22 protein-coding genes and 3 pseudogenes are annotated in these 24433 nt (G+C 45.7%); 18 read left to right on the top strand and 7 right to left on the bottom strand.

Annotated elements, in window-relative coordinates; all coding sequences use genetic code 11:
• The 6 genes from ABZM97_RS16855 to ABZM97_RS16830 all read left to right on the top strand — a co-directional run bounded on the left by ABZM97_RS16855 (position 1) and on the right by ABZM97_RS16830 (position 5621).
• Positions 1–375 carry a nucleotide excision repair endonuclease gene (locus ABZM97_RS16855; RefSeq protein WP_087991059.1) on the top strand — a complete coding sequence of 125 codons (375 nt, stop codon included), beginning with the start codon at positions 1–3 and terminating at the stop codon, positions 373–375.
• 200 nt (positions 376–575) lie between these two features.
• A complete protein-coding gene (gene frlB, locus ABZM97_RS16850) occupies positions 576–1562 on the top strand; it encodes a fructosamine deglycase FrlB (RefSeq protein ID WP_202328107.1) in 987 nt (328 codons plus the stop codon).
• An 80-nt stretch (positions 1563–1642) separates the two neighbouring features.
• Positions 1643–2911 (top strand): ABC transporter substrate-binding protein, encoded by a 1269-nt coding sequence (locus ABZM97_RS16845; protein WP_202328108.1) that lies wholly within the window; start codon positions 1643–1645, stop codon positions 2909–2911.
• A 57-nt stretch (positions 2912–2968) separates the two neighbouring features.
• A complete protein-coding gene (locus ABZM97_RS16840; protein ID WP_087991056.1) occupies positions 2969–3847 on the top strand; it encodes a carbohydrate ABC transporter permease in 879 nt (292 codons plus the stop codon).
• A 3-nt stretch (positions 3848–3850) separates the two neighbouring features.
• Positions 3851–4753, top strand: a complete 903-nt coding sequence (locus tag ABZM97_RS16835) for a carbohydrate ABC transporter permease (RefSeq protein ID WP_202328109.1) — start codon at positions 3851–3853, stop codon at positions 4751–4753.
• A 13-nt stretch (positions 4754–4766) separates the two neighbouring features.
• Positions 4767–5621: a fructoselysine 6-kinase gene (locus tag ABZM97_RS16830; protein WP_087991054.1), complete on the top strand. Its 855-nt coding sequence runs from the start codon at positions 4767–4769 to the stop codon at positions 5619–5621.
• 24 nt (positions 5622–5645) lie between these two features.
• Here ABZM97_RS16830 and frlR read toward each other — a convergent pair whose 3' ends face one another.
• Entirely contained in the window at positions 5646–6374 is a 729-nt protein-coding gene (gene frlR / locus ABZM97_RS16825) for a transcriptional regulator FrlR (protein WP_148964033.1), read from the bottom strand.
• Positions 6375–6554: 180 nt separating this feature from the next.
• Between frlR and ABZM97_RS16820 the strand changes: the two genes are divergently transcribed.
• Positions 6555–7658 carry an ABC transporter ATP-binding protein gene (locus ABZM97_RS16820; RefSeq protein WP_253268558.1) on the top strand — a complete coding sequence of 368 codons (1104 nt, stop codon included), beginning with the start codon at positions 6555–6557 and terminating at the stop codon, positions 7656–7658.
• Positions 7659–7690: 32 nt separating this feature from the next.
• Here ABZM97_RS16820 and ABZM97_RS16815 read toward each other — a convergent pair whose 3' ends face one another.
• Positions 7691–8557 (bottom strand): endonuclease I family protein, encoded by an 867-nt coding sequence (locus ABZM97_RS16815; protein WP_253268557.1) that lies wholly within the window; start codon positions 8555–8557, stop codon positions 7691–7693.
• A gap of 354 nt (positions 8558–8911) precedes the next feature.
• On the opposite strand from ABZM97_RS16815, the gene allC reads away from it, so the two are divergent.
• The 4 genes and pseudogenes from allC (at position 8912) to ABZM97_RS16795 (ending at position 13916) form a co-directional block, all read left to right on the top strand.
• Positions 8912–10150, top strand: a complete 1239-nt coding sequence (allC, locus tag ABZM97_RS16810) for an allantoate deiminase (RefSeq protein WP_087991050.1) — start codon at positions 8912–8914, stop codon at positions 10148–10150.
• A gap of 17 nt (positions 10151–10167) precedes the next feature.
• Positions 10168–11418, top strand: coding sequence for a (S)-ureidoglycine--glyoxylate transaminase (pucG, locus tag ABZM97_RS16805; protein ID WP_253268556.1), 1251 nt, complete (start codon positions 10168–10170; stop codon positions 11416–11418).
• 228 nt (positions 11419–11646) lie between these two features.
• Positions 11647–12139 (top strand): annotated as a pseudogene (locus ABZM97_RS16800) (XdhC family protein); the annotation flags it as partial.
• Between the two features lie 649 nt (positions 12140–12788).
• The gene (locus tag ABZM97_RS16795) at positions 12789–13916 is read left to right on the top strand and encodes a Rap family tetratricopeptide repeat protein (protein ID WP_253268555.1); all 1128 of its coding nucleotides are present in this window, start codon (positions 12789–12791) and stop codon (positions 13914–13916) included.
• A 320-nt stretch (positions 13917–14236) separates the two neighbouring features.
• Here the strand turns inward: ABZM97_RS16795 and ABZM97_RS16790 are convergent, their stop codons facing one another.
• Positions 14237–14335, bottom strand: coding sequence for a YjcZ family sporulation protein (locus ABZM97_RS16790; protein ID WP_032732263.1), 99 nt, complete (start codon positions 14333–14335; stop codon positions 14237–14239).
• Positions 14336–14628: 293 nt separating this feature from the next.
• Between ABZM97_RS16790 and ABZM97_RS16785 the strand changes: the two genes are divergently transcribed.
• Positions 14629–15321 (top strand): aspartate/glutamate racemase family protein, encoded by a 693-nt coding sequence (locus ABZM97_RS16785; RefSeq protein WP_087993337.1) that lies wholly within the window; start codon positions 14629–14631, stop codon positions 15319–15321.
• A 196-nt stretch (positions 15322–15517) separates the two neighbouring features.
• Here ABZM97_RS16785 and ABZM97_RS16780 read toward each other — a convergent pair.
• The 3 genes and pseudogenes from ABZM97_RS16780 to pucR all read right to left on the bottom strand — a co-directional run.
• Positions 15518–15700: pseudogene (locus ABZM97_RS16780) on the bottom strand (hydroxyisourate hydrolase); the annotation flags it as partial.
• 2 nt (positions 15701–15702) lie between these two features.
• Positions 15703–15927 (bottom strand): annotated as a pseudogene (locus ABZM97_RS16775) (solute carrier family 23 protein); the annotation flags it as partial.
• Between the two features lie 146 nt (positions 15928–16073).
• Complete coding sequence (gene pucR / locus ABZM97_RS16770) at positions 16074–17669, bottom strand: purine catabolism transcriptional regulator PucR (protein WP_253268554.1); 1596 nt, start codon at positions 17667–17669, stop codon at positions 16074–16076.
• A 174-nt stretch (positions 17670–17843) separates the two neighbouring features.
• Between pucR and ABZM97_RS16765 the strand changes: the two genes are divergently transcribed.
• Entirely contained in the window at positions 17844–19187 is a 1344-nt protein-coding gene (locus ABZM97_RS16765) for an allantoinase (protein ID WP_087993335.1), read from the top strand.
• A gap of 16 nt (positions 19188–19203) precedes the next feature.
• On the opposite strand, the gene ABZM97_RS16760 is transcribed toward ABZM97_RS16765, so the two are convergent.
• Positions 19204–20472: a glycosyltransferase gene (locus tag ABZM97_RS16760; RefSeq protein WP_253268553.1), complete on the bottom strand. Its 1269-nt coding sequence runs from the start codon at positions 20470–20472 to the stop codon at positions 19204–19206.
• Between the two features lie 107 nt (positions 20473–20579).
• Between ABZM97_RS16760 and ABZM97_RS16755 the strand changes: the two genes are divergently transcribed.
• The 5 genes from ABZM97_RS16755 (at position 20580) to ABZM97_RS16735 (ending at position 24430) form a co-directional block, all read left to right on the top strand.
• Complete coding sequence (locus ABZM97_RS16755) at positions 20580–20927, top strand: hypothetical protein (protein WP_253268552.1); 348 nt, start codon at positions 20580–20582, stop codon at positions 20925–20927.
• A 37-nt stretch (positions 20928–20964) separates the two neighbouring features.
• A complete protein-coding gene (locus ABZM97_RS16750; RefSeq protein WP_202328237.1) occupies positions 20965–21813 on the top strand; it encodes a DUF72 domain-containing protein in 849 nt (282 codons plus the stop codon).
• A gap of 17 nt (positions 21814–21830) precedes the next feature.
• Entirely contained in the window at positions 21831–22652 is an 822-nt protein-coding gene (locus ABZM97_RS16745; RefSeq protein ID WP_087993333.1) for a sulfite exporter TauE/SafE family protein, read from the top strand.
• A gap of 19 nt (positions 22653–22671) precedes the next feature.
• Complete coding sequence (locus ABZM97_RS16740) at positions 22672–24060, top strand: bifunctional UDP-sugar hydrolase/5'-nucleotidase (RefSeq protein WP_253268551.1); 1389 nt, start codon at positions 22672–22674, stop codon at positions 24058–24060.
• Positions 24061–24124: 64 nt separating this feature from the next.
• Entirely contained in the window at positions 24125–24430 is a 306-nt protein-coding gene (locus ABZM97_RS16735) for a YunC family protein (RefSeq protein ID WP_003240935.1), read from the top strand.
• Positions 24431–24433: the final 3 nt, after the last annotated feature.

Here is a 24433-nt window from a genome sequence, read left to right as displayed (position 1 = left end):
TTGATAAAAATTGATATACCCGCACCGAATGTCACCATCACCGAACGACAGCAGTCAGCTAATGATAACGAGCCGAAAATAAAGGCGATTTACGGATTCATCGACTTTCACCAGATACCAAGAGATAAAGGCGGCATCTTCATGTTTTATAACATTCACGATGAGCTGCTTTTTGTCGGCAAGGCTAGAAAGTTAAGACAAAGAATCAAGAAACATTTTGAAGACACTGTATCACCAATTAAAAAGCACAGAGACGAAGTATATAAAATTGAAGTATGTGTCGTCGAAGAACCTATGGATAGAGAAATTTACGAAACGTATATCATCAATACACAGCACTCGAAGTACAATATAGACAAGGTATTTTTTAAATAAGACGTCAGTCTGCGGATTGCACAACGAAGCCAGAGCTTATGTTAAGTTCTGGCTTTTGATTTGGACATTTTTCCATATTATATCTAATTAAATTATTGAGAAATTTCAGAAAATAATATTGACAATCCTAACTCCGGACTTTAATATAACAATATATAATGTTATATAACGTTATATAATAAAAATAGGGAGTGAAGGATTTGAGTCAGGCCACAGCAAAAGTAAATCGTGAGGTTCAAGCTTTCTTGCAGGATTTGAAAGGGAAAACCATTGACCATGTATTTTTTGTCGCATGCGGAGGCTCTTCGGCCATTATGTATCCGAGTAAATATGTGTTTGACAGAGAGTCAAAATCAATCAACTCCGACCTTTACAGCTCGAACGAATTTATTCAACGCAACCCCGTTCAGCTTGGTGAAAAGTCTCTTGTCATTTTGTGTTCACACTCGGGAAATACCCCGGAAACAGTCAAAGCTGCTGCGTTTGCGAGGAGCAAAGGCGCACTTACGATTGCGATGACGTATAAGCCGGAGTCTCCTTTAGCGCAGAAAGCGCAATATGTTGCCCAGTACGAATGGGGTGATGAGGCACTGGCGATTAATACGAACTATGGCGTTCTGTACCAAATCGTTTTCGGCACCCTGCAAGTATTAGAAAACAATACGATCTTTGAACAAGCAATTGAAGGCTTAGATCAATTACAGGCTGTGTATGATGAAGCCCTGAAGCAGGAAGCTGACAACGCGCAGCAATTCGCAAAAGCTCATGAAAAAGAAAGCATTATTTATACAATGGCAAGCGGTGCAAACTACGGTGTCGCTTACTCCTACAGCATCTGCATTCTCATGGAAATGCAATGGATTCATTCCCACGCCATTCATGCCGGAGAATATTTTCACGGACCGTTTGAAATTATTGATGAATCCGTGCCGTTTATCATCCTGCTCGGTTTAGATGAAACTAGACCTCTTGAAGAGCGGGCGCTTACCTTCTCGAAAAAGTATGGCAAAAAGCTCACTGTGCTTGATGCTGCATCTTACGATTTCACTGCAATTGACGATTCAGTTAAAGGCTATCTTGCGCCGCTCGTTCTCAACCGTGTGCTGAGAAGCTATGCGGACGCGCTGGCAGAGGCGAGACATCATCCTTTATCTCATAGAAGATACATGTGGAAAGTTGAGTATTGATCTGAACATGCGGAACCATTATGCATTAGACTATAATGTTATATAACATTATAGTCTAATGTCCAGAGGAGGCCAACCCTTTGAAGAAAATGTTGTTGTTTTTGATCATTGCAGCTGTCAGTATGCTCACTATTGCGGGCTGTTCGAGCCAGGGCAGTTCAGCGGACGGAAAGGTGACATTGAAATTTTTCCACAGATGGCCGAAGGAACCGGAAAAAAGTTATTTTGAAGAGGTTGTTAAGGCATTTGAAAAAGAACATCCGGATATCGACATACAAATTGAAGCTGTTTTGAATGACTCTTATAAAGATAAAATTAAGGTTATGCTGGGAACCACCAGCCCTCCTGACATTTACTTCTCTTGGAGTGACGAATTTGCTTTTAAATTCATCAGAGGCAATAAGGCACTTGATCTTTCGTCCTACTACAAAAACGATACAGATTGGTCATCACAGCTCGTTCATTCGCAAGTTACACCATTTACTTATGAAAACAAGCAATATGGCGTGCCTTGGCAAATGGACGCTAAATCATTCTTCTATAATAAAGACATTTTTCAAAAGCTGAACCTTGATCCCCCGAAGACATGGGACGAATTCATCGATGTATCAAAGAAGCTGCAAGAAGGTGGCTACACACCGATCAGCTTCGGAACAAAGGCGACTTGGACAATCTCGCACTATATCGGTACGCTCAATCAGCGGATGGTTGATGAAAAAACGCGAGAAAAGGACTATAACGCCAAAACGGGTGAATTTACTGATGAAGGCTATGTAAAAGCACTTGAAAAGCTTCAGGAGCTGATGCCTTACTTCAATAAACATGTAAACTCCGTTGACCACGAATATGTGAGACAGCAATTTAAGAGTGGAAAGTCGGCGATGATATATGCGGAAACAGCGGAAATCAAGCTGGTTGAACCAGTGAATCTGGGGATGTTCCCATTCCCTGATATCAGCGGGCAAAAAGGATCATCAGAAGCGTTAACGGGAGCGCCGGAAGGGTTCATGATTGCCTCGAAAACAAAACATCCGAAGGAAGCAGTGGCATTTTTGCAGTTTCTGACGTCGAAAAAAATGGGTGAAAAGCTCGTCAAAGACGCCGGCAAATACAGTGCGGTGCAAGGAACGGCTACTGAAGAAAATTCTACAGCCATTCAGCGTGAAGCGGTTCGGCAAATTGTTGATGCCAAATCAATGGTGCCATGGTTTGATATGGATGTCGATGTTGAAATCGCAGATGCGTACTTAACGAGCGTCCAGCAAATGCTCGGCGGCGACATGACACCGGAGCAGGTGATGAAAGCCGTTCAAAAAGCAGCGAAGCAAGTGAGGGCGTCAGCTGAATAAATCAAAGAAAAGGTGAAACTTCGCACCTTTTCTTTTTATAAAGGAGATGAGATATCCTTGGTCAATCAGAATAAAATAATCCCCTATTTGTTTTTGGTGCCTGCTCTCGTTTTTTTACTTTTCGTTTATATCCCGATTTTTGAGAATGTCTTCCTCAGCCTGTTTCAATGGAGCTCTTTTTCTCCGGAAAAAACGTTTATCGGATTGAAAAACTATGTTGAATTATTTCATGATCCTGTCTTCTATCAGGCACTTACCAACAATGTGCTTTACGCAGTGATTTCTATTGTATGCCAGGTATTTGGCGGTTTGATTTTGGCGGCGGTGCTTGAGGATAAGCTGGTCAGAAAATGGTCGCCGTTTTTTCGCACCGTTTTCTTTTTGCCGGTTGTCATCTCAATGACGGTGATCGCGCTTTTGTTTGATTTTATTTACAACCCTGAGACGGGGCTTTTGAATCAGCTGCTTCAGGCGGTCGGTCTTGATCAGCTGACGAGGGCTTGGCTCGGTGATAACAATACGGCTATGCTGTCTGTCATTTTTGTGTCTCAATGGCAATCTGTCGGTTATATTGCGATGCTGTACATTGTGTCGATTCAAAAAATACCGGATGAACTGTATGAAGCGGCGCGTCTTGACGGCGCGGGAAAAATTCAGCAGTTTTTTCACATTACCATTCCCCAGACGAAAGAGATGTCTTTTGTTGCGGTGGTCATGACGCTGACCGGGGCCTTTACGGTATTTAATGAACCGTACATATTGACAGGCGGCGGGCCGGGAAACGCTTCTGAAGTCTTAAGCACGTTTTTATATAAAAGCGCCTTTACAAAGGATATGATGGGCTATGCATCAGCGATTGCCACCGTGGTGTTAATCATTACACTCACATTGTCGCTCATGCAAATGAAGCTCTTTAAAACCGGGAAGGAGGAGTAAGAGATGCTGTCTCAGAAGAAGACAGATTCGTTCAGATTGGAGCCTGTGCCTGACCGGCATATTGAGACGAAAAGAAAACCTAGACGGAAATGGTACATCGGAGAAACGTCTGTATGGATTTTCCTGTTTCTTTATCTGATTGCGATTGCCTATCCGCTTTTATGGATGGTGATGAGTGCTTTTAAAAACTCGGACGATATTTTTGAGCACAGCTGGTCGCTGCCGTCTTCGTGGCATCCGGAAAATTTTGTGTCCGCCTGGAATCAGGGGATTTCTTCTTATTTTATGAACAGTGTCATCGTCACGGCGCTTACGTGTGTAATCACTGTCTTGATCAGTGCATGGGCGGCGTACGGTCTTTCCCGGTTTGAGTTTAAAGGAAAAGGATTCTTTTTGGTGCTTTGTCTTGGCGGTTTGATGCTGACGCCGCAGGTCAGTCTTGTGCCGCTTTATTCTATTATTCAGTCGCTGGGGCTTTACAACACGTATTGGGCTTTGATCTTGCCGTATGCGGCTTATCGGATCCCGTTCACCATCATTTTGATCCGCTCTTATTTTCTTTCTATTTCTAAAGAATTGGAGGAGGCGGCTTATTTAGATGGGTGTACGAGTTTCGGTGTATTTTTCAGAATTTTCTTACCGATGAGTGTGCCGATTTTGGTGACATCCGGCATTTTGACGGCTTACCATACGTGGAATGAGTTTATGTTTGCGATTATTTTCATAGATGATGAGAATTTGCGGACCATTCCAGCGGGGCTGATGCAGTTCAGAGACGCGCTGCAGACGGATTGGGGCGTCCTGTTGGCGGGATTAACGATTTCAGCCGCGCCGATTGTGATTCTATTTTTATTGATGCAAAAATATTTTGTCCGCGGGATTGCAAGCGGAAGTGTAAAAGGATAAAGGAGGAAGCACAATGAAATTGATTGCGGTTGGAGATAATGTTGTCGATTACTATCAGGACCAAGAAACGTTCTACCCGGGAGGAAATGCCTTGAACGTCGCTGTGCTTGCCAAACGGCTCGGGCATGAGGCTTCCTATATCGGAATCGTCGGCAATGATGAAGCCGCGGCGCATCTGTTGAATGTACTGAAATTGGAGCAGGTCAACGCGGATTATATCCGCCAGGCGCACGGAGAAAACGGCATGGCGATTGTCACCCTTGATGAACAGGGGGAACGGATCTTTGTCAGATCAAATAAAGGCGGCATTCAGTCCCGGCTCCGTCTTGTGTTTCAGGAGAAAGATCTAGCCTTTGTCAGCGGGCATGATCTGCTGCATACAAGTGTGTACAGCAAGCTTGAGAACGACCTTCCGCAGCTGTGCGGCCTGATCCCGGTCTCCTTTGATTTTTCAACCAATCGGGAGGATGATTATTTGAGGAAGGTTTGTCCTTATGTGACGCATGCGTTTTTTTCAGGAAGTGATTTGAGTGAGTCGGAGTGCGGTGAGCTTGCCAAAGCAGCTCATGGGTACGGAGCTAAAATCGTTTGTATGACCCGCGGGGGCCAAGGAGCGATCTTGTCTGCGGGAGACCGAATCTATCATCAGCCGATTGTTGAAACTGATATAATAGATACACTTGGAGCGGGAGATTCTTTTATAGCGGGCTTTTTGACTGCTTTTTGCGAGAAGCGGGACATCACGCACGCTTTGCGCCAAGCGGCGGAAACGGCTGCGAGAACATGCGGCGTGTACGGGGCATTCGGCTACGGCCATCCTTTTCGCTTGGAGGATGGGGGAAGCAGTGAAAAAACGAGAATACTATAAGCAGTGTCTCGTTTTTTATGCCGATTATGTGTAGGGGCTGTTGATGGTAAAAGTGACACGGTTTGTGTGCATCAAAAACAGTGAGCAGTAGATTGGTTGGTCGTTTGATGTAAAAGCTGTTTTATCGATTTCAAACAGCGCATCCCCGATATCGCAATCCAGGTATTTGCTTTCCTCCTGCTGGGCATATACAACGTTTAATAGTTTCGTATTGTGAGCAGGAACGACTTGATACTGCTGCTTTAAAATATCATGCATGGACACGCCGTCAGCTATAAAGGTATCAATGCCGGGAAACAAATCGAGCGGATAATGCGTCACTTCAAAGGTGAGCGGCTGGTCATCGTTATATAAAATCCGTTTTAATTCAACGACAGGGCTCTCGGGATTGATTTGCAGCTTTTCGGCAATGGGTTTTGCCGCCGGAATGATTTCATGGGACAGCACCTGATGCTTCGGTTTTTTGCCGGTTGATTCCATAAATTCCGAGTAGCCGTTTACTGCGATTAGCTCCCGTTTTAATTTAGGGCTTTTAACGAACGTTCCCTTTCCTTGCTGCCTGATAAGATAGCCTTCTTCGACTAAATCGAGAATGGCTTTCCTGACGGTAATGCGGCTGACATGATATTTGCTGCAAAGCTCGCTTTCGGTAGGCAGCTTGGCGGTTGGGGAATATACGCCCTTTTTGATGTCATCGGTGATGATTTGTTTTAGCTGAATGTATAAAGGTGTAGAACTTCCGTTGTTTAACAAAAGGTAGCCTCCTTTGAACCTATTATTCATATTATAATGTATTATGACGTTATAATACAAATTTACATTTTTTATTTTAGAAATATAGCAAAAATGGGAATCGATTACTCTAAAAATAACAGAAAGACTGGGTTGTTTCCAGTGACGAAATAACAGATCAAAAGATAGGGGGAATGTCTGATGGCTTCATTAACATTTGAGCATGTCAAAAAAGTATATCACTCTCAATTAACGGTGAAGGACTTTGATTTAGATGTAAAGGATAAGGAGCTTTTGGTGCTGGTGGGGCCGTCAGGATGCGGAAAATCGACCACGCTGCGGATGGTGGCGGGACTGGAGAGCATCTCTGAAGGCCACCTCCTCATTGATGGGGAACGGGTCAATGATCTTCCGCCGAAAGAACGTGATATTGCGATGGTATTCCAAAACTACGCGCTTTATCCGCATATGACGGTTTTTGATAATATGGCGTTTGGATTAAAGCTCAGAAAGATGCCGAAACAGGAAATTACAGAGCGGGTTCATGCGGCAGCCAGAATTTTAGAGATTGAACATTTGCTGAAGAGAAAACCGAAGGCACTCTCCGGCGGGCAGCGGCAAAGGGTGGCGCTTGGCAGATCGATTGTGAGGGAGCCGAAGGTCTTTTTAATGGATGAGCCGCTTTCGAATCTGGACGCAAAGCTGAGAGTGACAATGCGGACAGAAATCAGCAAGCTGCACCAGCGTTTAGAGGCAACCGTCATTTATGTCACGCATGACCAGACCGAAGCGATGACGATGGGCGATCGGATTGTGGTGATGAATGAAGGGGAAATCCAGCAAGTGGCGAAACCTCATGACATTTATCATTACCCGGCGAATCTGTTTGTCGCAGGCTTCATCGGCTCCCCGGGAATGAACTTTCTGAAAGGCGTGATAGAAGAGCGGCATGGCGAGCTGTTTTTCATAAACCCTTCGATCCGGCTTCATATTCCTGAAGAAAAAGCGAAGCGGCTTAAGGAAAAGGGATATGCCGGAGAACAGATGATTGCCGGCGTAAGGCCAGAACATATGACACAATCGACGGGACATGATCAGTTGTTTGATGCAGTGTTTAAAGCGAAGGCGGAAGTGAATGAAAACTTGGGAGCGGAGCTGATTGTGCATGTCACGGCTGGGGACGAGCGGCTCACGGTCCGCATGGACGGAAACACGCGAATCGCCGCAGGCGATTCGATCCAGCTGGCGGTGAAAATGGATCAAGTCGTCTTTTTCGATGCGGAAACGGAAAAAGCTGTGTATTAAGAAAGGTGCTCCTGTTGCGGAGCACCTTTTTCTTACGGCCAAATGTCGTCGGCCCATTCAGGATGGTCGATAAAAGGATTGCGGTTGTGCTGATATTTCTCATAAATGATTTCATTTCTTTTCCGCTCGCGGTCGTCAACCGGATCCTGCCTATTCCATTCGAGGAGGACAGATTGTTTTCCGTGATAAGGGGCGGAGCCGTTGCCTGTTTTATCATTCAGTTCAAGATCAGGGTACCCGTCATTACCTTCGTAACGGACTGCCATGTAAAACAGCATGCGGGCGACATCGCCTTTCACATCATCGCGGGGCTCCCATGAGTCTCCGTCATAATAATTTCCGGGTGCTTTGGCATGTTCTGTGCCGCCGTTGTCAAAATCCATATTTCCTCTGGCGCTGTTGACTTGGACATCAGCCGGGCGCAAATGGTGAATGTCGGTGCCAGGCCCCTTGCTTGTGCCAAAATTACCATGGGATTTCGCCCAAACGTGCTCGCGGTTCCAATCGCCGACATTGCCGCCATTCAGGTTTTTCGACCGCGATTCATTCGTATAGAGCAGGATGACGTTATTTCGGTTTTTTGGGTCTTCATCGGTTTCTTTCAGCGCGTTCCATACTTCGCTGTATGACAGCGTCGTGTGTCCGCTGATGATGCGGTGCAGGGCGCTTTTTAGCGATTCACCTGACTTTCCTTCAGCCCCTTCATAATAGGTATCTGTGTCAGCGTAGGGTGCAGCGGGAGCGGCTAATGAGAGAAGCCCCCCGGTTTCTGAATAGGAAGAAGCCAATCGTTCATTCAGGCTCAGTGCGGTTTGCGTGCTTGCTGAGGCGGCGGGCGCAAACCATCCGGAAATCAGTAATACAAAGACGAGCGGCAGAAACCTTGCTATTTTGGTCATCACTTGCCCTCCTTTTATCAGATCATGTCTATTATCTAAAATTGAAATAAAGGATAGAAGTGTTATTTTGTATATTTTTCATTAAAATTGTAAATTAGTCCCTTTGGAGGAGGCGGATATCCACTGTTCCAATATCTTTAGGCCTCGTTTTTGCATATTGGCTCTCTACCTTATTGTGTTTTCTTTTGACTTTACATGAAAACAGCCCTGAGAGGTAGAGTATTTTCTGGCGGTTATGCTGCTGGATAGATATTGTGACTAAAAAATAAACGTTTTTTTGGTTAATCTGCCAATGAACTATCCGTGTTCCTCCTTCTATAATGAAGTCACCATAACGGCCAGAGGGGGGAGTACATGGAAAAGCAGAAGCTTTCAGTCAAAAACAGCATTACTGATTATATTGAATGGCTCGCCCAATACGGCACATCCGCGGACGGCGGCGTGACGAGGCTTTTGTATACAAACGAATGGATGGATGCGCAGCTTGCCGTGAAGGCGGAAATGTCGGCATTCGGGCTTGAAACAAGATTCGACGATGTCGGCAATGTGTTTGGAAGGCTTTCGGGCACCCAGTCTCCGGATGAGGTCATTTTAACCGGTTCACATATCGATACCGTCCTCAATGGAGGAAAGTATGACGGCGCCTATGGCGTTCTTGCGGCAATGCTCGCGATCAAGCAGCTCAAAGAAACGTACGGAGCACCGAAAAAAACACTTGAAGCGGTCTCCTTATGTGAGGAGGAGGGCAGCCGTTTTCCAATGACCTATTGGGGATCGGGGAATCTGACTGGTGTTTTTTCTGTACATGATGCAGAAGAACCGAGAGACGAATCAGGTGTTTCTCTGCAAACAGCGATGTATGAGTGCGGTTTTGGTAAAGGTGAGTATCAGGCAGCCTGCAGGACAGATATCAGCGCCTTTGTCGAGCTTCACATTGAACAGGGTCAGACATTGGAAATGTCAGGCCGGGATCTCGGCGTTGTGACAAGTATTGCGGGGCAGAGGCGATATCTCGTCACGCTGGAGGGGGAATGCAATCACGCGGGAACAACCTCTATGAAATGGCGCAAGGATCCCCTTGCAGCTAGCAGCCGTATCATTCATGAGCTGCTGCTGCGGTCGGATGAGCAGCCGGATGAGCTCCGTCTGACATGCGGGAAAATTACGGCGGAGCCCAATGTGGCCAATGTCATACCGGGCCGCGTGCAGTTTTCAATCGATATTCGCCATCAGCATCAGCACGTGCTGGAGCAATTTCATAATGACATGGCTGCTTTGATCAACGGCATTTGCCATCAAAAAGGGATTCGTGCCATAAATGATGAATATATGCGGATAGAGCCTGTGCCAATGGACGAAAGGCTGAAGGCTGCGGCTCTTGAATCAGCGGCAGAAAACGGTCTCAGCTGTGAAGAAATGGTGAGCGGAGCAGGGCATGACGCGCAAATGATCGGAAGACGCTATCCGGCTTGTATGCTGTTCGTGCCAAGCCGCGGCGGCATCAGCCACTCACCGAAGGAATATACCTCAGCCAGACAGCTTGAGAACGGCGTCCGCGCATTGGCTGATTTATTATACAGACTGGCTTACTGATAAAGGGAGGAATGGCTGTGTCAGGCAGAAAAGAATTATGCACCCCGTTAAGAACGATTATGACGCCGGGACCTGTGGAGGTAGATCCGCGTGTCTTAAGAGTGATGAGCACCCCGGTTGTCGGCCAATTCGATCCAGCGTTTACAGGTATCATGAATGAAACGATGGAAATGCTCCGGGAGCTGTTTCAAACGAAAAACCGCTGGGCATACCCGATTGACGGCACTTCACGGGCGGGAATCGAAGCGGTGCTGGCGAGTGTGATTGAGTCGGAAGATGAAGTGCTCATCCCCATTTACGGGCGCTTCGGTTATTTGCTGACTGAAATTGCCGAGCGGTATGGAGCAAATGTTCATACGCTTGAGTGTGAGTGGGGAACGGTTTTTGACCCGCAGGACATCATACGGGAAATGAAAAAAGTGAAACCGAAAATCGTGGCGATGGTGCATGGGGAAACATCGACAGGGCGGGTTCACCCGCTGGAAGCAATCGGCGAAGCCTGCCGGGCCCAGGATGCATTGCTCATCGTCGATGCAGTTGCGACGATTGGCGGCTGCGAGGTCAAAGTCGATGATTGGAAGATTGACGCGGCCATCGGCGGCACGCAAAAGTGCTTGTCTGTTCCATCGGGAATGGCACCAATTACATATAATGAGCGGGTGGCGGATGTGATTGCGGCTCGAAAAAAGGTGGAGCGTGGGATTGCGACGCAAGCTGACAGGGGAACGCTTTCGGGGAACCGGCCGATCACAAGCAATTATTTTGATTTGAGCCAGCTTGAGGATTATTGGAGTGAAAGACGGCTCAATCATCATACTGAAGCAACGACAATGCTGTACGCCTTGCGTGAGGGTGTCAGGCTGACGCTTGAAGAAGGTCTTGAAGCCCGCTTTGAGCGGCATCGCCACCATGAGGCTGCATTAGCAGCAGGGATTAAGGCAATGGGGCTGAAGCTTTTTGGAGATGACAGCTGCAAAATGCCTGTTGTCACCTGTATAGAAATCCCCGGCGGCATTGACGGCGAGTCTGTCCGGCATATGCTTTTGGCGCAATTCGGCATCGAAATCGCCAGCTCATTCGGTCCGCTGGCGGGAAAAATCTGGAGAATCGGCACGATGGGCTACAGCTGCAGAAAAGAAAACGTGCTGTTCGTGCTTGCCGGGTTAGAGGCTGTGCTGCTGAGGCATGGCGCAGGGATCGAAGCAGGAAAAGCGCTCCAAGCGGCGCTTGATGTGTATGAAAACGCTGGCTGTCAGACAGCGGTATAAAGAAAAGCTTGCGGAATGCCGCAAGCTTTTTTAGCGATAAGATTTCGCTTTTTCTCCAATCTGTTTTCTTCGTTTGACTCTTTTTACAAATCGTCTTTCCCTGTGTTGCATTTTCTGACGAAGCATGAGTCATTTTTTCTTCCATCAGCTACTCTTTATACAAGTTACCTATAAAATCACGCTGAACTTGTTGTTTCTTCCAGCGATTTTTGAGAGGAGGATGCCGCATTGGGAAATTTGCAGATAATATTAGATGCGCTTCAGGAAGATCGGGATGAGGCTGTGCTGGCGACAATTGTTCAAGTTGAAGGCTCCGCATATCGAAAAAGCAGGTGCCTCTATGCTCTTTAGGAAAAATGGCGAACGGGTCGGCCTGCTGAGCGGCGGGTGTGTGGAAGAAGATTTACGCCACAGAATCAGTGAGCTGGGAGATCAGCTGACGTCAGTGCTGATTCCCTATGACATGCGGGCGGAGGACGATATGTCCTGGGGCATGGGAGCCGGATGCAACGGCGTAATTCATATTCATGCGGAGCGAATCACTCAGGAAAAAAGACGGCACTTTGATAGAGTGAGGGACTGCCTTCATTCAGGCAAAGCTGTCACAGCCGTTACGCAGCTTGACTCCTCCCATTATTTATTTTTGTCTGAGAACACGCATTTCGGGAACTGGCCGGACGCGCCTCTGCAAGACATTCAACGTACCGCTTCAACGCTTCATTTTTTTAAAGCCGGAATTCATTCGTGTGAAAAATTGATTTTTACAATAGTAAGATGATCAAGGGCATTCATTTACCTTCCCGACTCCAATACTAGACTCTGTATCCGGCAATCATTTTTTCTAAATCAGCCATATCACTTAGAGGTCTATGAAACGTGTCTAGCTACCGGCGATATTTTTAAAGTATCTCGAATTATTCCTTTATTTCCTCCTTTTATCAATTACTAACACCAGCCAATAAGCCTATAAGACTCAAAACAATAGTTATAGCAAGGAAAGCCCAAACTAATGCAGCGAATGGAGTGTTAATTCCCATACCTTCTTTCCATTTGGAAGTTCGGCTTGTTCTGAACTTTCCTAGCTGAGTACATAAAATTACATTTAACAATACTGATATGACAAGTGCTGTTACTAAATATAATAAATTCAAACCCATCAACCTTTCTTTTTAAGCTTTCCTCTAGTGTAATCGATAAACAGATATAGATTTCAAGTGTCTTTATTATGTTTTTTCAACTATAGATTATGACGTTGTTACAAAGAGTTTGATAAGAGGAGCAGCATGAAAAAGTTTGCGGTTTTTTTGCGGTCATACATATTTTTGGAAATGTTAGAATGTTACATAAGAGAGTACATAAGGAGGGGTCTTGTGAATCCGGTTTTATCATCGTCAGAAGTTGGCGTTAAGATCAATGAATGGTATAAAATGATACGTCAATTTAGTGTCCCGGATGCAGAGATTTTAAAGGCTGAGGTGGAGCAGGAGATCAATCAGATGGAAGAAAATGAGTATTTGCTTATTTACTTCTCTCTTATGAAATTTCGGCATCAACTCATGCTAGATTATTTGGAACCCGTAACAACACGTATAAGACCAACTATTGACGAACTTCTTGAAAAAATTGAGGTTTCAAATAAAGGCATATCTGGCCTGTTGTCGTATTATTCTTTGTTTTTCCGAGGAATGTACGAGTTTGATAAAAAACAATACATGAAAGCTATCTACTATTATAGAGAAGCGGAGAAGCAGCTTATACATGTCCCTGATGAGATCGAAAGAGCAGAGTTTCATTTTAAGTTAGCTGAAGCATATTATGGTATGAAGCAAAGTCATGTGTCTATGCATCACGTTAAACAAGCGTTGGATATTTATAATCAATATGAACTTTATAAGGTGCGAAAAGTTCAGTGTATGTTTGTGATCTCAGGGAATTATACTGATTTTAAACGTTATGAGAAAAGCCAGCCGCATCTTGAAAAGGCATTAGAGTTATCTAAGGAATTGAATAACAAGAGGTTGATTAGTTCTGCGCTATATAATTTAGGCACGAATTTTGCGGACAGTGGCGATTACGAGCAAGCGGAAGTATTCATGAAGCAAGCTGTGGAGATAACAGAAAAAGAAAAGCTCTCAAACTTGCAACATTCTTTATTTTCCTATGCGAAAATCCTTTTTAAACAAGGGAAAATGAATGAAGCTATCCAAATAAGTAAGAAAGGGTTGTCGGCAGCTCTTTATCAAGGTGATGAGCTTTTCGCAAAGTTACAGAGTTATTTAAAAGCTCTTTACGTCGATGCGGTGGATCAACATGGAGTGAACCAAATCATAGAATACTTAGAGAAGAATAAGAACTATTCGTATATTGAAGACATTGCCTTTGAGACCGCAGCTGCTTACGCAAACTCAAAAGAATTTGAAACATCCTATGTATATCATCAGAAAATGTTTCAGACTCAAACACAAATTCAAAGGGGAGAATGCCTGTATGACTTTTAAAAAGAAGGTATGCCTTATCCCTGAGGTTATTACTTGTTTTAGTATGTGGTTTCGGTACTGACTTTACAGAGAATCAAACCTAAAACACATTTCATATTGCTTCAGATCGTTTTCAAACCTGAAAAACGATGATTCCTATAATCCCTTCAAAACGGAGGGTCTTTTTTTATGTCTAAACACGAATTTAATACATATTTTCCTAGTTCAGAAACGTTCTCAGGTATGAGTCGTAATTACACAGCAAAAACGCCATAAAAACTTCTTATGGCGTCTGTCGAACAGGAGGTGCTCACACACGGAGGAGTTAGGCAAAGTTACACTTAATAACCACCGAAGAAAGAAGTTCCAACAATGATTAACAAAATGAATAGCACCACGATCAAAGCGAAGGAGCTGCCATATCCATTTGAGTAACCCATATTGCCACCTCCTTAGTGAGGATAGTATAAGATATGTCAAACGATCATTTTCGACATAGATTTAAGTCTAAAAAAGAGAAAATGAATATTTTGTCTAAAGGGGTAAGAGAGAACGCATAATCAATAACTATTAAACATGCAGCTATTGCCCTCAAATCATTTGTTTGAGGAAATTCCGCATCTGTCTGCTTTTTCTCGCAGGCCATTCGCCTGAAAAATTAATGATTGTATCAGATTGACCTATACTTTAGAATGACTAATTATATTCTGAAAATTTTATCAGGGGTGGTTATATGAAAACGATTGGTCTTATTGGCGGGATGAGTTGGGAATCTTCAGCTGAATATTATCGAATCATTAATGAGGAAATAAAAAAGAAATTAGGGGGACTGCATTCGGCGAAATGCCTTTTATACAGTGTTGATTTTAAGGAGATTGAACACTATCAGTCCGAAGGGGCTTGGGATCAAGCCGGTGCAGCTTTAGGGGAAGCTGCGAGATCATTAGAAAAAGCCGGTGCAGATTTTATAGTAATATGTACAAATACCATGCATAAAGTAATTGGCTATATCCAAGAAATGATCACTATCCCTATTTTACATATTGCAGATGCAACTGCCGATCAAATCACTAGACAAGGTATTCGTTCGGTAGGATTACTTGGTACTAAGTATACGATGGAACAAGATTTTTATAGATCACGTATTGAGTCTCACGATATCAATGTCATTGTGCCTAGTGATGAGGAAAGAGAATTAATCAATCATATTATTTATCAGGAACTATGTTTGGGGGAAATCAAACAGTCGTCCAGAAACATGTATAAGAAGATGATCAATCATTTGGTAGATCGGGGAGCAGAAGGGATTATTCTCGGATGCACTGAAATTGGTTTATTAGTAAAGGCAGAGGATTCTAAAGTGCCATTATTTGATACGGCTTTCATCCATGCTCAAACAGCAGTGAATACATCTCTTTCGATTTAGCTGTGTGTTTTGTCAAGTGAAAAAAGTGTCATCAAACAATGATTGAAACGCAAAAACAAATTCAAAGAGGAGAATGCCTGTATGAATTTAAAAAGGCGTAATCATTATTTTTGATGTTGTTTCACTTGACCGTAATCAAACGTGAAAAGTTTATAAAGTTCATATAGAAGCCCGCCTCATCGGCGGACTTCCTTTTCTAACTCCTCTTATACACCTGATAACCAAACGGCGACAGCAAAAGCCGGATGTGATAATCAGCGTCTGGATCTGCAAGTTGAAATCGGACGGTGACAATGGTTAAAAACGGCTGGTCTGCCATGCTCACTTTTTGACTCGCAAAATAATCCCGTGCATGGAACTCCATCACATACTCACCAGACTGCCGAGCATGACGGGAAGCCCGATGCCGATGTATGCGCCGCGCAAGGTTTGCAAAAGCGTCGCGGCGCCGCATGTTAACAGGTCAATCGCCAACAAGTAAGAAAGTTGTTCTGTTGTTAAGTTCAGCGCCCTGCCGACAAGCAGGGGCGCCATAATCGCACCTGCATACATGGCCAGCACATGCTGCAGGCCAAGAGAAAAAACCGCAAACGATTTTTGTTTCACCATAGTCCCTTCTTTTATATGTGAACTTTAGTAACATGATAGCGTGCCGATTGTCGGGTGTCCTTGGATACAGTAGCCGAAAAAGACAGGTGTTATTGCTGAAAGTGACGAAAATCGATTTAGTTTGTAAGAAAATATGACGGGTGTTAGCTGATCAGCCGCTGCATCCGCAAGGCAAGCCGCAAACGCATCGTCGTGTCAGGGTCTTTTAAGCTTTTGCCCAGCAGTTCCTCACATTTTTCAAGGCGGTAGATGACCGTATTCCGGTGAACGTACAGACGCTTTGCCGTCTCGGAAATTTGGCAGTGTGTCTCTAAATAGACGGACAGCGTATGAAGCAGGCTTTGATCCTCCTGCTGTTTTTCAGCGAGGCTTTGAAGTGTCGAGTGATAAAATTTCTTCAAATCCTCAACCGGGAGCAGGCGAAGAAGCTCAGGCACATCTTTGGCGTGATACACCTGAATAAACGCCGTGCTTCTTGACAAATGCCCTGATTGCAGGGCATCAGATGCCTCTGTGAAAGCGTCGGGAATATCAATGAGCTTTTGGCATATATTGCTGATGCCAAAGGACACAGTCCGTTTAAATTGAGCTTTGACTTGTGTTTGGAACTGCTCTAAAAAGCTGATCACTGAGGCGTGCATTTCACTCCAGCTGTCTGTCGCTTCGATCAGAATAATGCCGACATTTCCTTTAATAAAGAGATGGGGCGGAAACGGGAAGGCCGATAATTCGCCTTCAAGAAACTCGAATACGCTGTCGGAGGCGAGCTGATTTTCTGTAAAGCTGATCGATTCGTCATTTCGGTCGAGTTTTCCGGCGATGCACATATATTTTTGATCCCAGCGCAGCTTAAATTCCTTCGCCCGGTTTTTGATTTCCTCGTCTGAAGAAAATGACCGTTCAATAAAATTGCTGAAAAACTCATTGCGCGCCCGCCGCCCGTATTGCTTCAGCGCATTTTCCTTCAGCAGTTCAAAAGAAATCACGTTGGCCGCTTGTTCAATCGTGAGAACCAATCCTTTGTCGCCGGCCTGCACCATGTCAAGTATCAGCAGGTAGCCGCAGTTTTTTTCGTGATTATAAATAGGAAGGACAGAATAGGTTTTCTGGTCCGAGACCGCAGAGAAACAAGTGAAAAACGGCCCTGATATGGTATTCAGGGTTCCTTTCAGCTTTTCGGTTTCAAATGAAATCTGATGGGAAGCAGACAGCATTTTAGCATGCTGGTCAAGCAGCAGTACGGGAAGCTGAAGGAGGTCTGACACCTTTTTGAGGAGAGATTGCAGCCCTTTGCCGCTCATAATGTGGTTTGTGAATTTTTTGTGCGCGTAAATGGCTTGCCGCAGCTCGTTAGAACGCATATCGAGAATATGGCTGAGTGTGGCATTCACAATATCGCCGAGGCGGATGTGTTCGGGAAGCTCAATAATCGGGAACGCGTATGAATCGGCCAGCTCGATAATTTCCTTCGGGATATCCTCTAGGTAGCGTTTTGTTTTAATGCCTAGGCCCGCGCAGCCGCGTTTTGCCATTTGCTGAATCAGTTTTGATAACTGGTGCGGATGATCTTTCAGGTGATAGGCGGTGGTGACGAGCAATTCATTTTTATGCAGAAAGTCTGCGATATCCGGAGCATCCATCATATTGACATGCTGAACCTCTCTTTCTCCTCCTGCTTTTCCCGCGATTAAATGGGCGTTTTCATAAGCCGGTATTTTCATCACATCTAAAATATTCATAGCGCATTCTCCTTTTCTATAAAAACATTAGTTAAGATGAATAATTTTCAATAGAAATTCTAGCGGTTTTGCTGATGTAATACGATCATAGTAGCAGTAAACTATTCAAAATAGAACGGGTTGTGTGACATAAACTGACATAAAAAATCGTCATCCTGACATGGGGGGATCAGTATGAATTACGATATGGTGATAAAAGGTGCGAAAGCAGTTACGCCAAGTGGCGTGAAAGAAGCTGATATTGCAGTGCGAAACGGCATCATTGCCGAGATTGGATCTGCCATTGAAGCAGGCGGGACAGCTGTTGTACAGGCCAGCGGACAATATGTGTTTCCGGGTGCGGTAGACTGCCATGTTCATTTCAATGAACCGGGCAGAGAGGACTGGGAGGGGATTGAAACAGGTTCTCAAATGATGGCCGCAGGCGGCTGCACCACTTATTTTGATATGCCGCTCAATTGCATTCCATCAACCGTGACGGCAGAACATCTTCTCGCAAAAGCAGAACTCGGCAGGCAAAAATCAGCCGTGGATTTTGCGCTATGGGGCGGCCTCGTGCCCGGCCATATCGAGGACATCCGCCCAATGGCCGAGGCGGGAGCGATCGGGTTTAAAGCGTTTTTATCAAAATCAGGCACAGACGAGTTCACCTCTGTTGATGAACGGACATTGCTCAAAGGCATGGCAGAAATCGCGGCTGCAGGAAAAATTCTCGCTCTTCACGCGGAGAGTGACGCGATCACAAGCTATTTGCAGATGGTTTTGGCCAATAAAGGAAGGGTGGATGCGGATGCGTACGCCGCCTCCCGCCCGGAGGAAGCCGAAGCTGAAGCGGTATATCGCACGATACAGTATGCGAAGGCGACGGGGTGTCCGGTTCATTTTGTCCATATCAGCACGGCGAAAGCGGTTCGGCTGATCAGGGAGGCGAAACAGGAAGGCCTTGATGTTTCGGTCGAAACATGCCCGCATTATCTCTTGTTCAGCCACGATGATTTACGTGAAAAGGGCTCTGCCGCAAAATGCGCGCCCCCGCTCCGTTCACCGCAATCAAAGGAGGCGCTGATCGAGGCGCTCATTGCGGGGCATATTGACATGGTCTCCTCTGACCATTCTCCTTGCCGTCCGTCCTTAAAGCGGGAGGATAATTTGTTTTTATCATGGGGCGGAATCAGCGGCGGGCAGTTCACTTTATTAGGAATGCTGGAACTGGCGCTTGAGCATCAGATTCCGTTTGAAACCATCGCTGAATGGACAGCGGCAGCCCCTGCGAGACGATTCGGCCTGCAGCAAAAAGGGCGGCTTGAAGAGGGATGTGATGCGGATTTTGTCCTCGTCGGCATGGAGCCGTACACTGTCACGAGAGAATCGATGTTTGCAAAGCATAAGCTAAGCCTTTACGAAGGACATACATTTCCCTGCCGCATTTCGGCCACATACAGTAAAGGCCGGTGCGTGTACAGCGGCAGGGACAAAGCAGAAAGAGCAAATGACGGAGCCATGGTCGTTCCATCGTAAAAAACCCCGGCAGATTTTATGTTGCCGGGGTTTTTTCCTCTAGTTTTTCTTCAATAAAGTCCGCAGTATGTCTTACTCCATCTTCTTTTTTAATAAGAGCTGCAGCTTCAGAAGCCCGTTGAGAATACGTATGGTTGGAGACCAGTTCGTGGATTCTGGAAACGAAGGCTTCAACTGACATCTTTTTTTCTTTCAGAGGGGCAGCAGCCACTCCGATGTCTCGCATTTTTCTTGCCCAAAAAGGCTGATCCCCAGAGAATGGGCATATTATCATTGGTTTGCCAGCTTTCAATGCCGCGGCCGTAGTCCCGGCGCCACCATGATGAATGACTGCTCGTGATTGAGGAAAAATCCAGCTGTGAGGCATGGACCCGGCTGTGAAAATATGAGGTGAATCTGTTGTCCGTTTGATCCCGCTCCAGCCCGTCAGCAAAATGGCGCGCTGCCCGGCTTCTTTGAATGCTTGCTGAAGCATGTTCAGTATGTGATCCGGGTTTCGTAATGGCATACTGCTAAAGCTAACGGTAAAAGGAGGCGGCCCCGCTTCTAAAAAATGCAACAGCTCAGGTGGAGGGGTCCAGGCATCTTCGTCTAAAAACCAGAATCCCTTCATTGAAACATGACCTTCCCATTGTTGGTCAAAGGGAATGATGGAAGGGCTGCATCCATACAGAACAGGAATATGCTTTCCATTCAGTACGGAATCATCCTTAAAAACAGAACGTTTACCAGACAGGCCGAGTGTCTCATGTCTCCACTTGTTAACCAGCGAAAAAAATGATGCGGTTAATAATCGATTGATTTTAAAACTGGCCCTGTTAAGCGTTCCGCTCCGCATGGCAAATGGCAGGACAGGATTTGTAAAATGGCGGGTGGGAGCTATAACAGGAACGGGGTGAGCGATAAAGGCGGGGATGTGCAGGGCTTCGGCAAGATCATAACCGCCAAATACTTTAGGATGATAAATGATTGCATCGGCATCTTGAGCGACCGTCCAAATATCGTCTAACATTTGTTCCATCATTGGGTAAATGACGGTTTTCAGTTGTCTGACGATTGATATCGGATTTCCTTTCAGCATGTTTTTCCCTTCTTCTGATTGCGTCAAATCTGCGTAATCGGCTCTGATGGCTGAAAAGGAGAGCCTGTTTTTCTCCGCTAGATCTTTGAACGCGTCTTCAGTGCAAATCGTCACATGATGACCGCGGCTGGATAATTCTTTGCCCAATGCGATAAAAGGCTGTACATCGCCCCTCGTACCAATCGTAAGCAGGTTAATTTTCATGATTCGCCTCCAGATGCATTCATTACCACTAATATATCATACAAAGAATCTGATCAGTTTTTAAAATGCAATCAAAGTGGTATCTTTTTTAAAAGGAGGCGGCGGAAATGGAGCATGTCAAATACATATTAAAGCAATCTTGGTCGTGCCATACGAGCTCTAAATGGACAAAAGAATGCCCGGCATGCGGCCAATGCGATGTGACGGCATTGGTGATTCAGGATCAATTCGGCGGCGACATTTTCAAAACAAAAGTCGGTGAGAGCTGGCATTTTTATAACTGCATCAACGGCGTGGTGTATGACTTTACGAGTGAACAGTTCCAGGCGCCTATTAACTATCAGCATATTCCTTCCTCAAGGGAAGAGGCGTTCTTAGATACGAATGAGGAACAATATCAGCATCTTTGTTCAGCGTTTTCCCGCTACATGAATAGCATTTCCGAGGAAACCTGAAAACACGTGTGATAAACTGGAAGAGAGGTGAATGATTGTGATTTATATCGGACTGACGGGATGGGGGGATCATGACAGCATCTATCCGCCGAAAACGGCCAGCCAGAAAAAATTGCAGGCCTATTCCTCCCATTTTCCGATCGTTGAATTAGACGCGAGCTTTTACGCGATTCAGCCGGCGCGAAATAATGAAAAGTGGGTGAAGGAAACGCCGGAAACCTTCCAATTTATCGTGAAAGCGTATCAGGGCATGACGGGGCATCAGCGCGGCGACATTCCCTTTGACTCAAAAGAGGAGATGTTTGACGCGTTTAAGGTGTCTTTAACGCCATATTTACATAGCAATAAGCTCGCCATGGTGCTGTTTCAATTTCCGCCGTGGTTTGACTGCAAGAAGGAGAATGTCGCTTATTTGAGATGGTGCAAGCACCAAATGGGCGATATCCCATGCGCGCTTGAATTCAGAAACCGCTCCTGGTTCTCGCCGCCATTTTATGAGCAGACGCTTTCATTTATGAAAGCGGAAGGCTGGATTCACAGTGTCTGTGATGAACCGCAAATCGGAGAAGGCAGCGTGCCGACTGTGCTGCGCGTGACCGATGAAAACAAAACGCTTGTCAGGTTTCACGGACGCAACAAGCAGGGCTGGATGAAGCCTGATGGCGGGAAAAACTGGCGGGAGGTCCGGTACTTATACCGCTACAATCAACAGGAGCTTGCGGATTGGAAAAACCATCTGAATGAATTACAGCAGCAATGTAAGGATGTTTTTGTCCTGTTCAATAACAATTCCGGCGGAGACGCCGCGGATAACGGCAAGCAGATGCTTGAACTGCTTGATATCGAGTATAGCGGACTTGCTCCGAGACAGCTCGATTTATTTTAGAAAAGAGGTTTTGTTTGATGTCGTTTGTGATTTTGGCCGTACTGGGATTAGTTGCAGGTACGGTAGGAAGCCTGATTGGGCTTGGCGGCGGAATTGTCATCGTTCCGTCTCTGATGTTTTTGAGCACAGTGACGCCGCTGTATCAAGATGTGACGCCGCAGGTTGCGATTGGAACTTCGCTTTTGGTCATTATTTTTACGGGTCTTTCTTCAACTTTGGCTTATATTAAATATAAAACCGTTGATTATAAAAGCGGGCTCATATTTTTTATCGGTTCAGGGCCCGGCAGTATTCTCGGGGCTTACGTGTCAAAGCTGTTCAATTCAAACTCGTTTTCCATTTGGTTTGGCATTTTTATGATTCTGATTTCATTAACCTTAATGCTGAAAGCGAAAGCCCGGCCGGTCAACAAAGCTCATAAAGGAATGATTCGGACATTTCAGGATGAGGCTGGTGAGCCTTATACGTATTCATATCAGGCCCCTGTCGGCATTGCGATTGCTTTTGTTGTCGGCTTTTTAGGCGGGCTTTTCGGAATAGGCGGCGGATCGCTCATGGTTCCGGCGATGATGCTGTTATTCCTGTTTCCGCCGAAGGTTGCGGTGGCAACGTCCATGTTTATTATATTCCTGTCCTCAATGACAGGGTCTGTTTCACATATTATTTCCGGGCACGTCAATTGGCTGTACGCCCTCGCGCTTGTGCCCGGCGCTTGGATCGGCGGAAAGCTTGGCGCCGCCATCAACAGAAAAATGAAGACGAAAACGATCGTGATGATCATGCGGATCGTGTTGATTTTGATCGGCTGCCAGCTCATTTATGAAGGCATTTTCAGCTGAACGATTAGGGAGAGATAATATGAAAGAGAAGCTCCGCTTATATCATACCAATGATTTGCACAGCCATTTTGAAAACTGGCCGAAAATTGTAGATTATATCGAGCAGAAAAGAAAAGAGCGTCAATCAGACAGCGGAGAGACGCTCGTTTTTGATATTGGCGATCATCTTGATCGTTTTCATTTCGTGACAGAGGCGACTTTCGGAAAAGCGAATGTCGATCTCTTAAACCGTCTTCATATTGATGGAGCGACGATCGGCAATAACGAAGGGATCACGCTTCCGCATGAAGAGCTCGCTGCCTTATATCATCATGCTGAATTTCCCGTTATCGTCTCCAATCTATATGACAAAAACGGTAACCGTCCATCCTGGGCGGTTCCTTACCATATCAAATCATTGAAAAACGGTATGCACATTGCTATCTTAGGCGTAACCGTGCCGTATTATCCTGTCTATGACAAGCTGGGATGGACAGTAACTGATGCCCTTGAAAGCGTAAAGGAAACCATTCAGGAAGTGAAAGGGCAGGCCGACATCATCGTTCTGCTGTCGCATTTAGGCATTCTTGATGATCAGAAAGTGGCTGAAGCGGTCCCTGAGATTGATGTGATCCTCGAATCGCACACCCATCATTTGCTTGAAGATGGACAAGTGGTAAACGGCGTATTGCTTGCCAGCGCCGAGAAATACGGACATTATGTCGGCTGTGTAGAAATCACAGTCGACAGCGTACAGCGAAGCATCATCAGCAAAACAGCGTCTGTGCAGAACATGGCGGAATGGACAGGAGAATCCGAAGAAACAAAAGCGTTTCTTCATGAAAAAGAACGTGAAGCCGAAGATAAGTTGTCCGACGCCGTTGCGGAGCTTGCGCAAGATGCTGAGGTGAAGTGGTTTGAAGAATCAGAGCTGCCTTTGCTTTTGGCATTCGCGCTAAAGGAATGGTGCGGGACGGACATGAGTATGGTGAATTCCGGTGTCATTCTCGGTCCGCTGAGAGAGGGCCCTGTGACGAAGCTGGATCTGCACCGCATCTGTCCCCATCCGATCAACCCGGTGGCTGTCCGCCTGACGGGAGAAGAACTGAAAGAGACCATTGTCCATGCGGCTTCCGAACAAATGGAGCAGCTCCGGATCAAAGGGCTCGGTTTCCGCGGAGAAGTAATGGGGAAAATGGTATACGCGGGTGTTGATGTAGAAACGAAACGGCTGGATGACGGGATCACGCATGTCACACGCGTCACGCTGAACGGGGAAGAGATTGATAAACATAAACAATACTCCGTTGCCGTGCTTGACATGTTTACGCTCGGCAGACTGTTCCCGATCATCCGCGACGCCCCAGAAAAAGAATATTTTATGCCGGAGTTTTTGCGGGATCTGCTCGCATGGAAGCTCGCGCAATAAGGAGGTCAGCCCACAACAAGCTCTGCCCTTCATCATAAAGTGATGAATGAAGGGAGAGGTTGACGTGGTAAATCTGACACCAATCATGATAGAAGGACAGCCTTTTACAGCTGTGACAGTGAAGCTTCCAAAAACAAATTTTATGGCGGTCACTAATGACCATGGATACATTATGTGCGGGGCGCTTGATGTGGCGCTGCTGAATGAAAAATTAAAGGAGCGGGGCATTGTGGCGGGGCGCGCAGTTGGGGTACGCACCATTGACCAGCTGTTAGACGCACCTTTAGAATCCGTCACGTACGCCGCGGAAGATCTCGGCATCCATGCCGGCATGAGCGGCAGAGAAGCGCTTTTAAAAATGGTGAAATAAAAT

The organism is Bacillus vallismortis (genome assembly GCF_040784915.1).
GTDB lineage: Bacteria > Bacillota > Bacilli > Bacillales > Bacillaceae > Bacillus > Bacillus subtilis_G.
Note: the sequence above shows the minus strand (reverse complement) of the source record. Positions and strands in the feature narration are given on the sequence as shown.

Coding starts and splice junctions, on each gene's coding strand:
- ABZM97_RS16835 (WP_202328109.1), top strand. CDS start 3,851: ATGCTGTCTCAGAAGAAGACAGATTCGTTCAGATTGGAGCCTGTGCCT.
- ABZM97_RS16830 (WP_087991054.1), top strand. CDS start 4,767: ATGAAATTGATTGCGGTTGGAGATAATGTTGTCGATTACTATCAGGAC.
- ABZM97_RS16820 (WP_253268558.1), top strand. CDS start 6,555: ATGGCTTCATTAACATTTGAGCATGTCAAAAAAGTATATCACTCTCAA.
- ABZM97_RS16815 (WP_253268557.1), bottom strand. CDS start 8,557: ATGACCAAAATAGCAAGGTTTCTGCCGCTCGTCTTTGTATTACTGATT.
- allC (WP_087991050.1), top strand. CDS start 8,912: ATGGAAAAGCAGAAGCTTTCAGTCAAAAACAGCATTACTGATTATATT.
- ABZM97_RS16790 (WP_032732263.1), bottom strand. CDS start 14,335: ATGGGTTACTCAAATGGATATGGCAGCTCCTTCGCTTTGATCGTGGTG.
- ABZM97_RS16785 (WP_087993337.1), top strand. CDS start 14,629: ATGAAAACGATTGGTCTTATTGGCGGGATGAGTTGGGAATCTTCAGCT.
- pucR (WP_253268554.1), bottom strand. CDS start 17,669: ATGAATATTTTAGATGTGATGAAAATACCGGCTTATGAAAACGCCCAT.
- ABZM97_RS16765 (WP_087993335.1), top strand. CDS start 17,844: ATGAATTACGATATGGTGATAAAAGGTGCGAAAGCAGTTACGCCAAGT.
- ABZM97_RS16760 (WP_253268553.1), bottom strand. CDS start 20,472: ATGAAAATTAACCTGCTTACGATTGGTACGAGGGGCGATGTACAGCCT.
- ABZM97_RS16755 (WP_253268552.1), top strand. CDS start 20,580: ATGGAGCATGTCAAATACATATTAAAGCAATCTTGGTCGTGCCATACG.
- ABZM97_RS16745 (WP_087993333.1), top strand. CDS start 21,831: ATGTCGTTTGTGATTTTGGCCGTACTGGGATTAGTTGCAGGTACGGTA.
- ABZM97_RS16740 (WP_253268551.1), top strand. CDS start 22,672: ATGAAAGAGAAGCTCCGCTTATATCATACCAATGATTTGCACAGCCAT.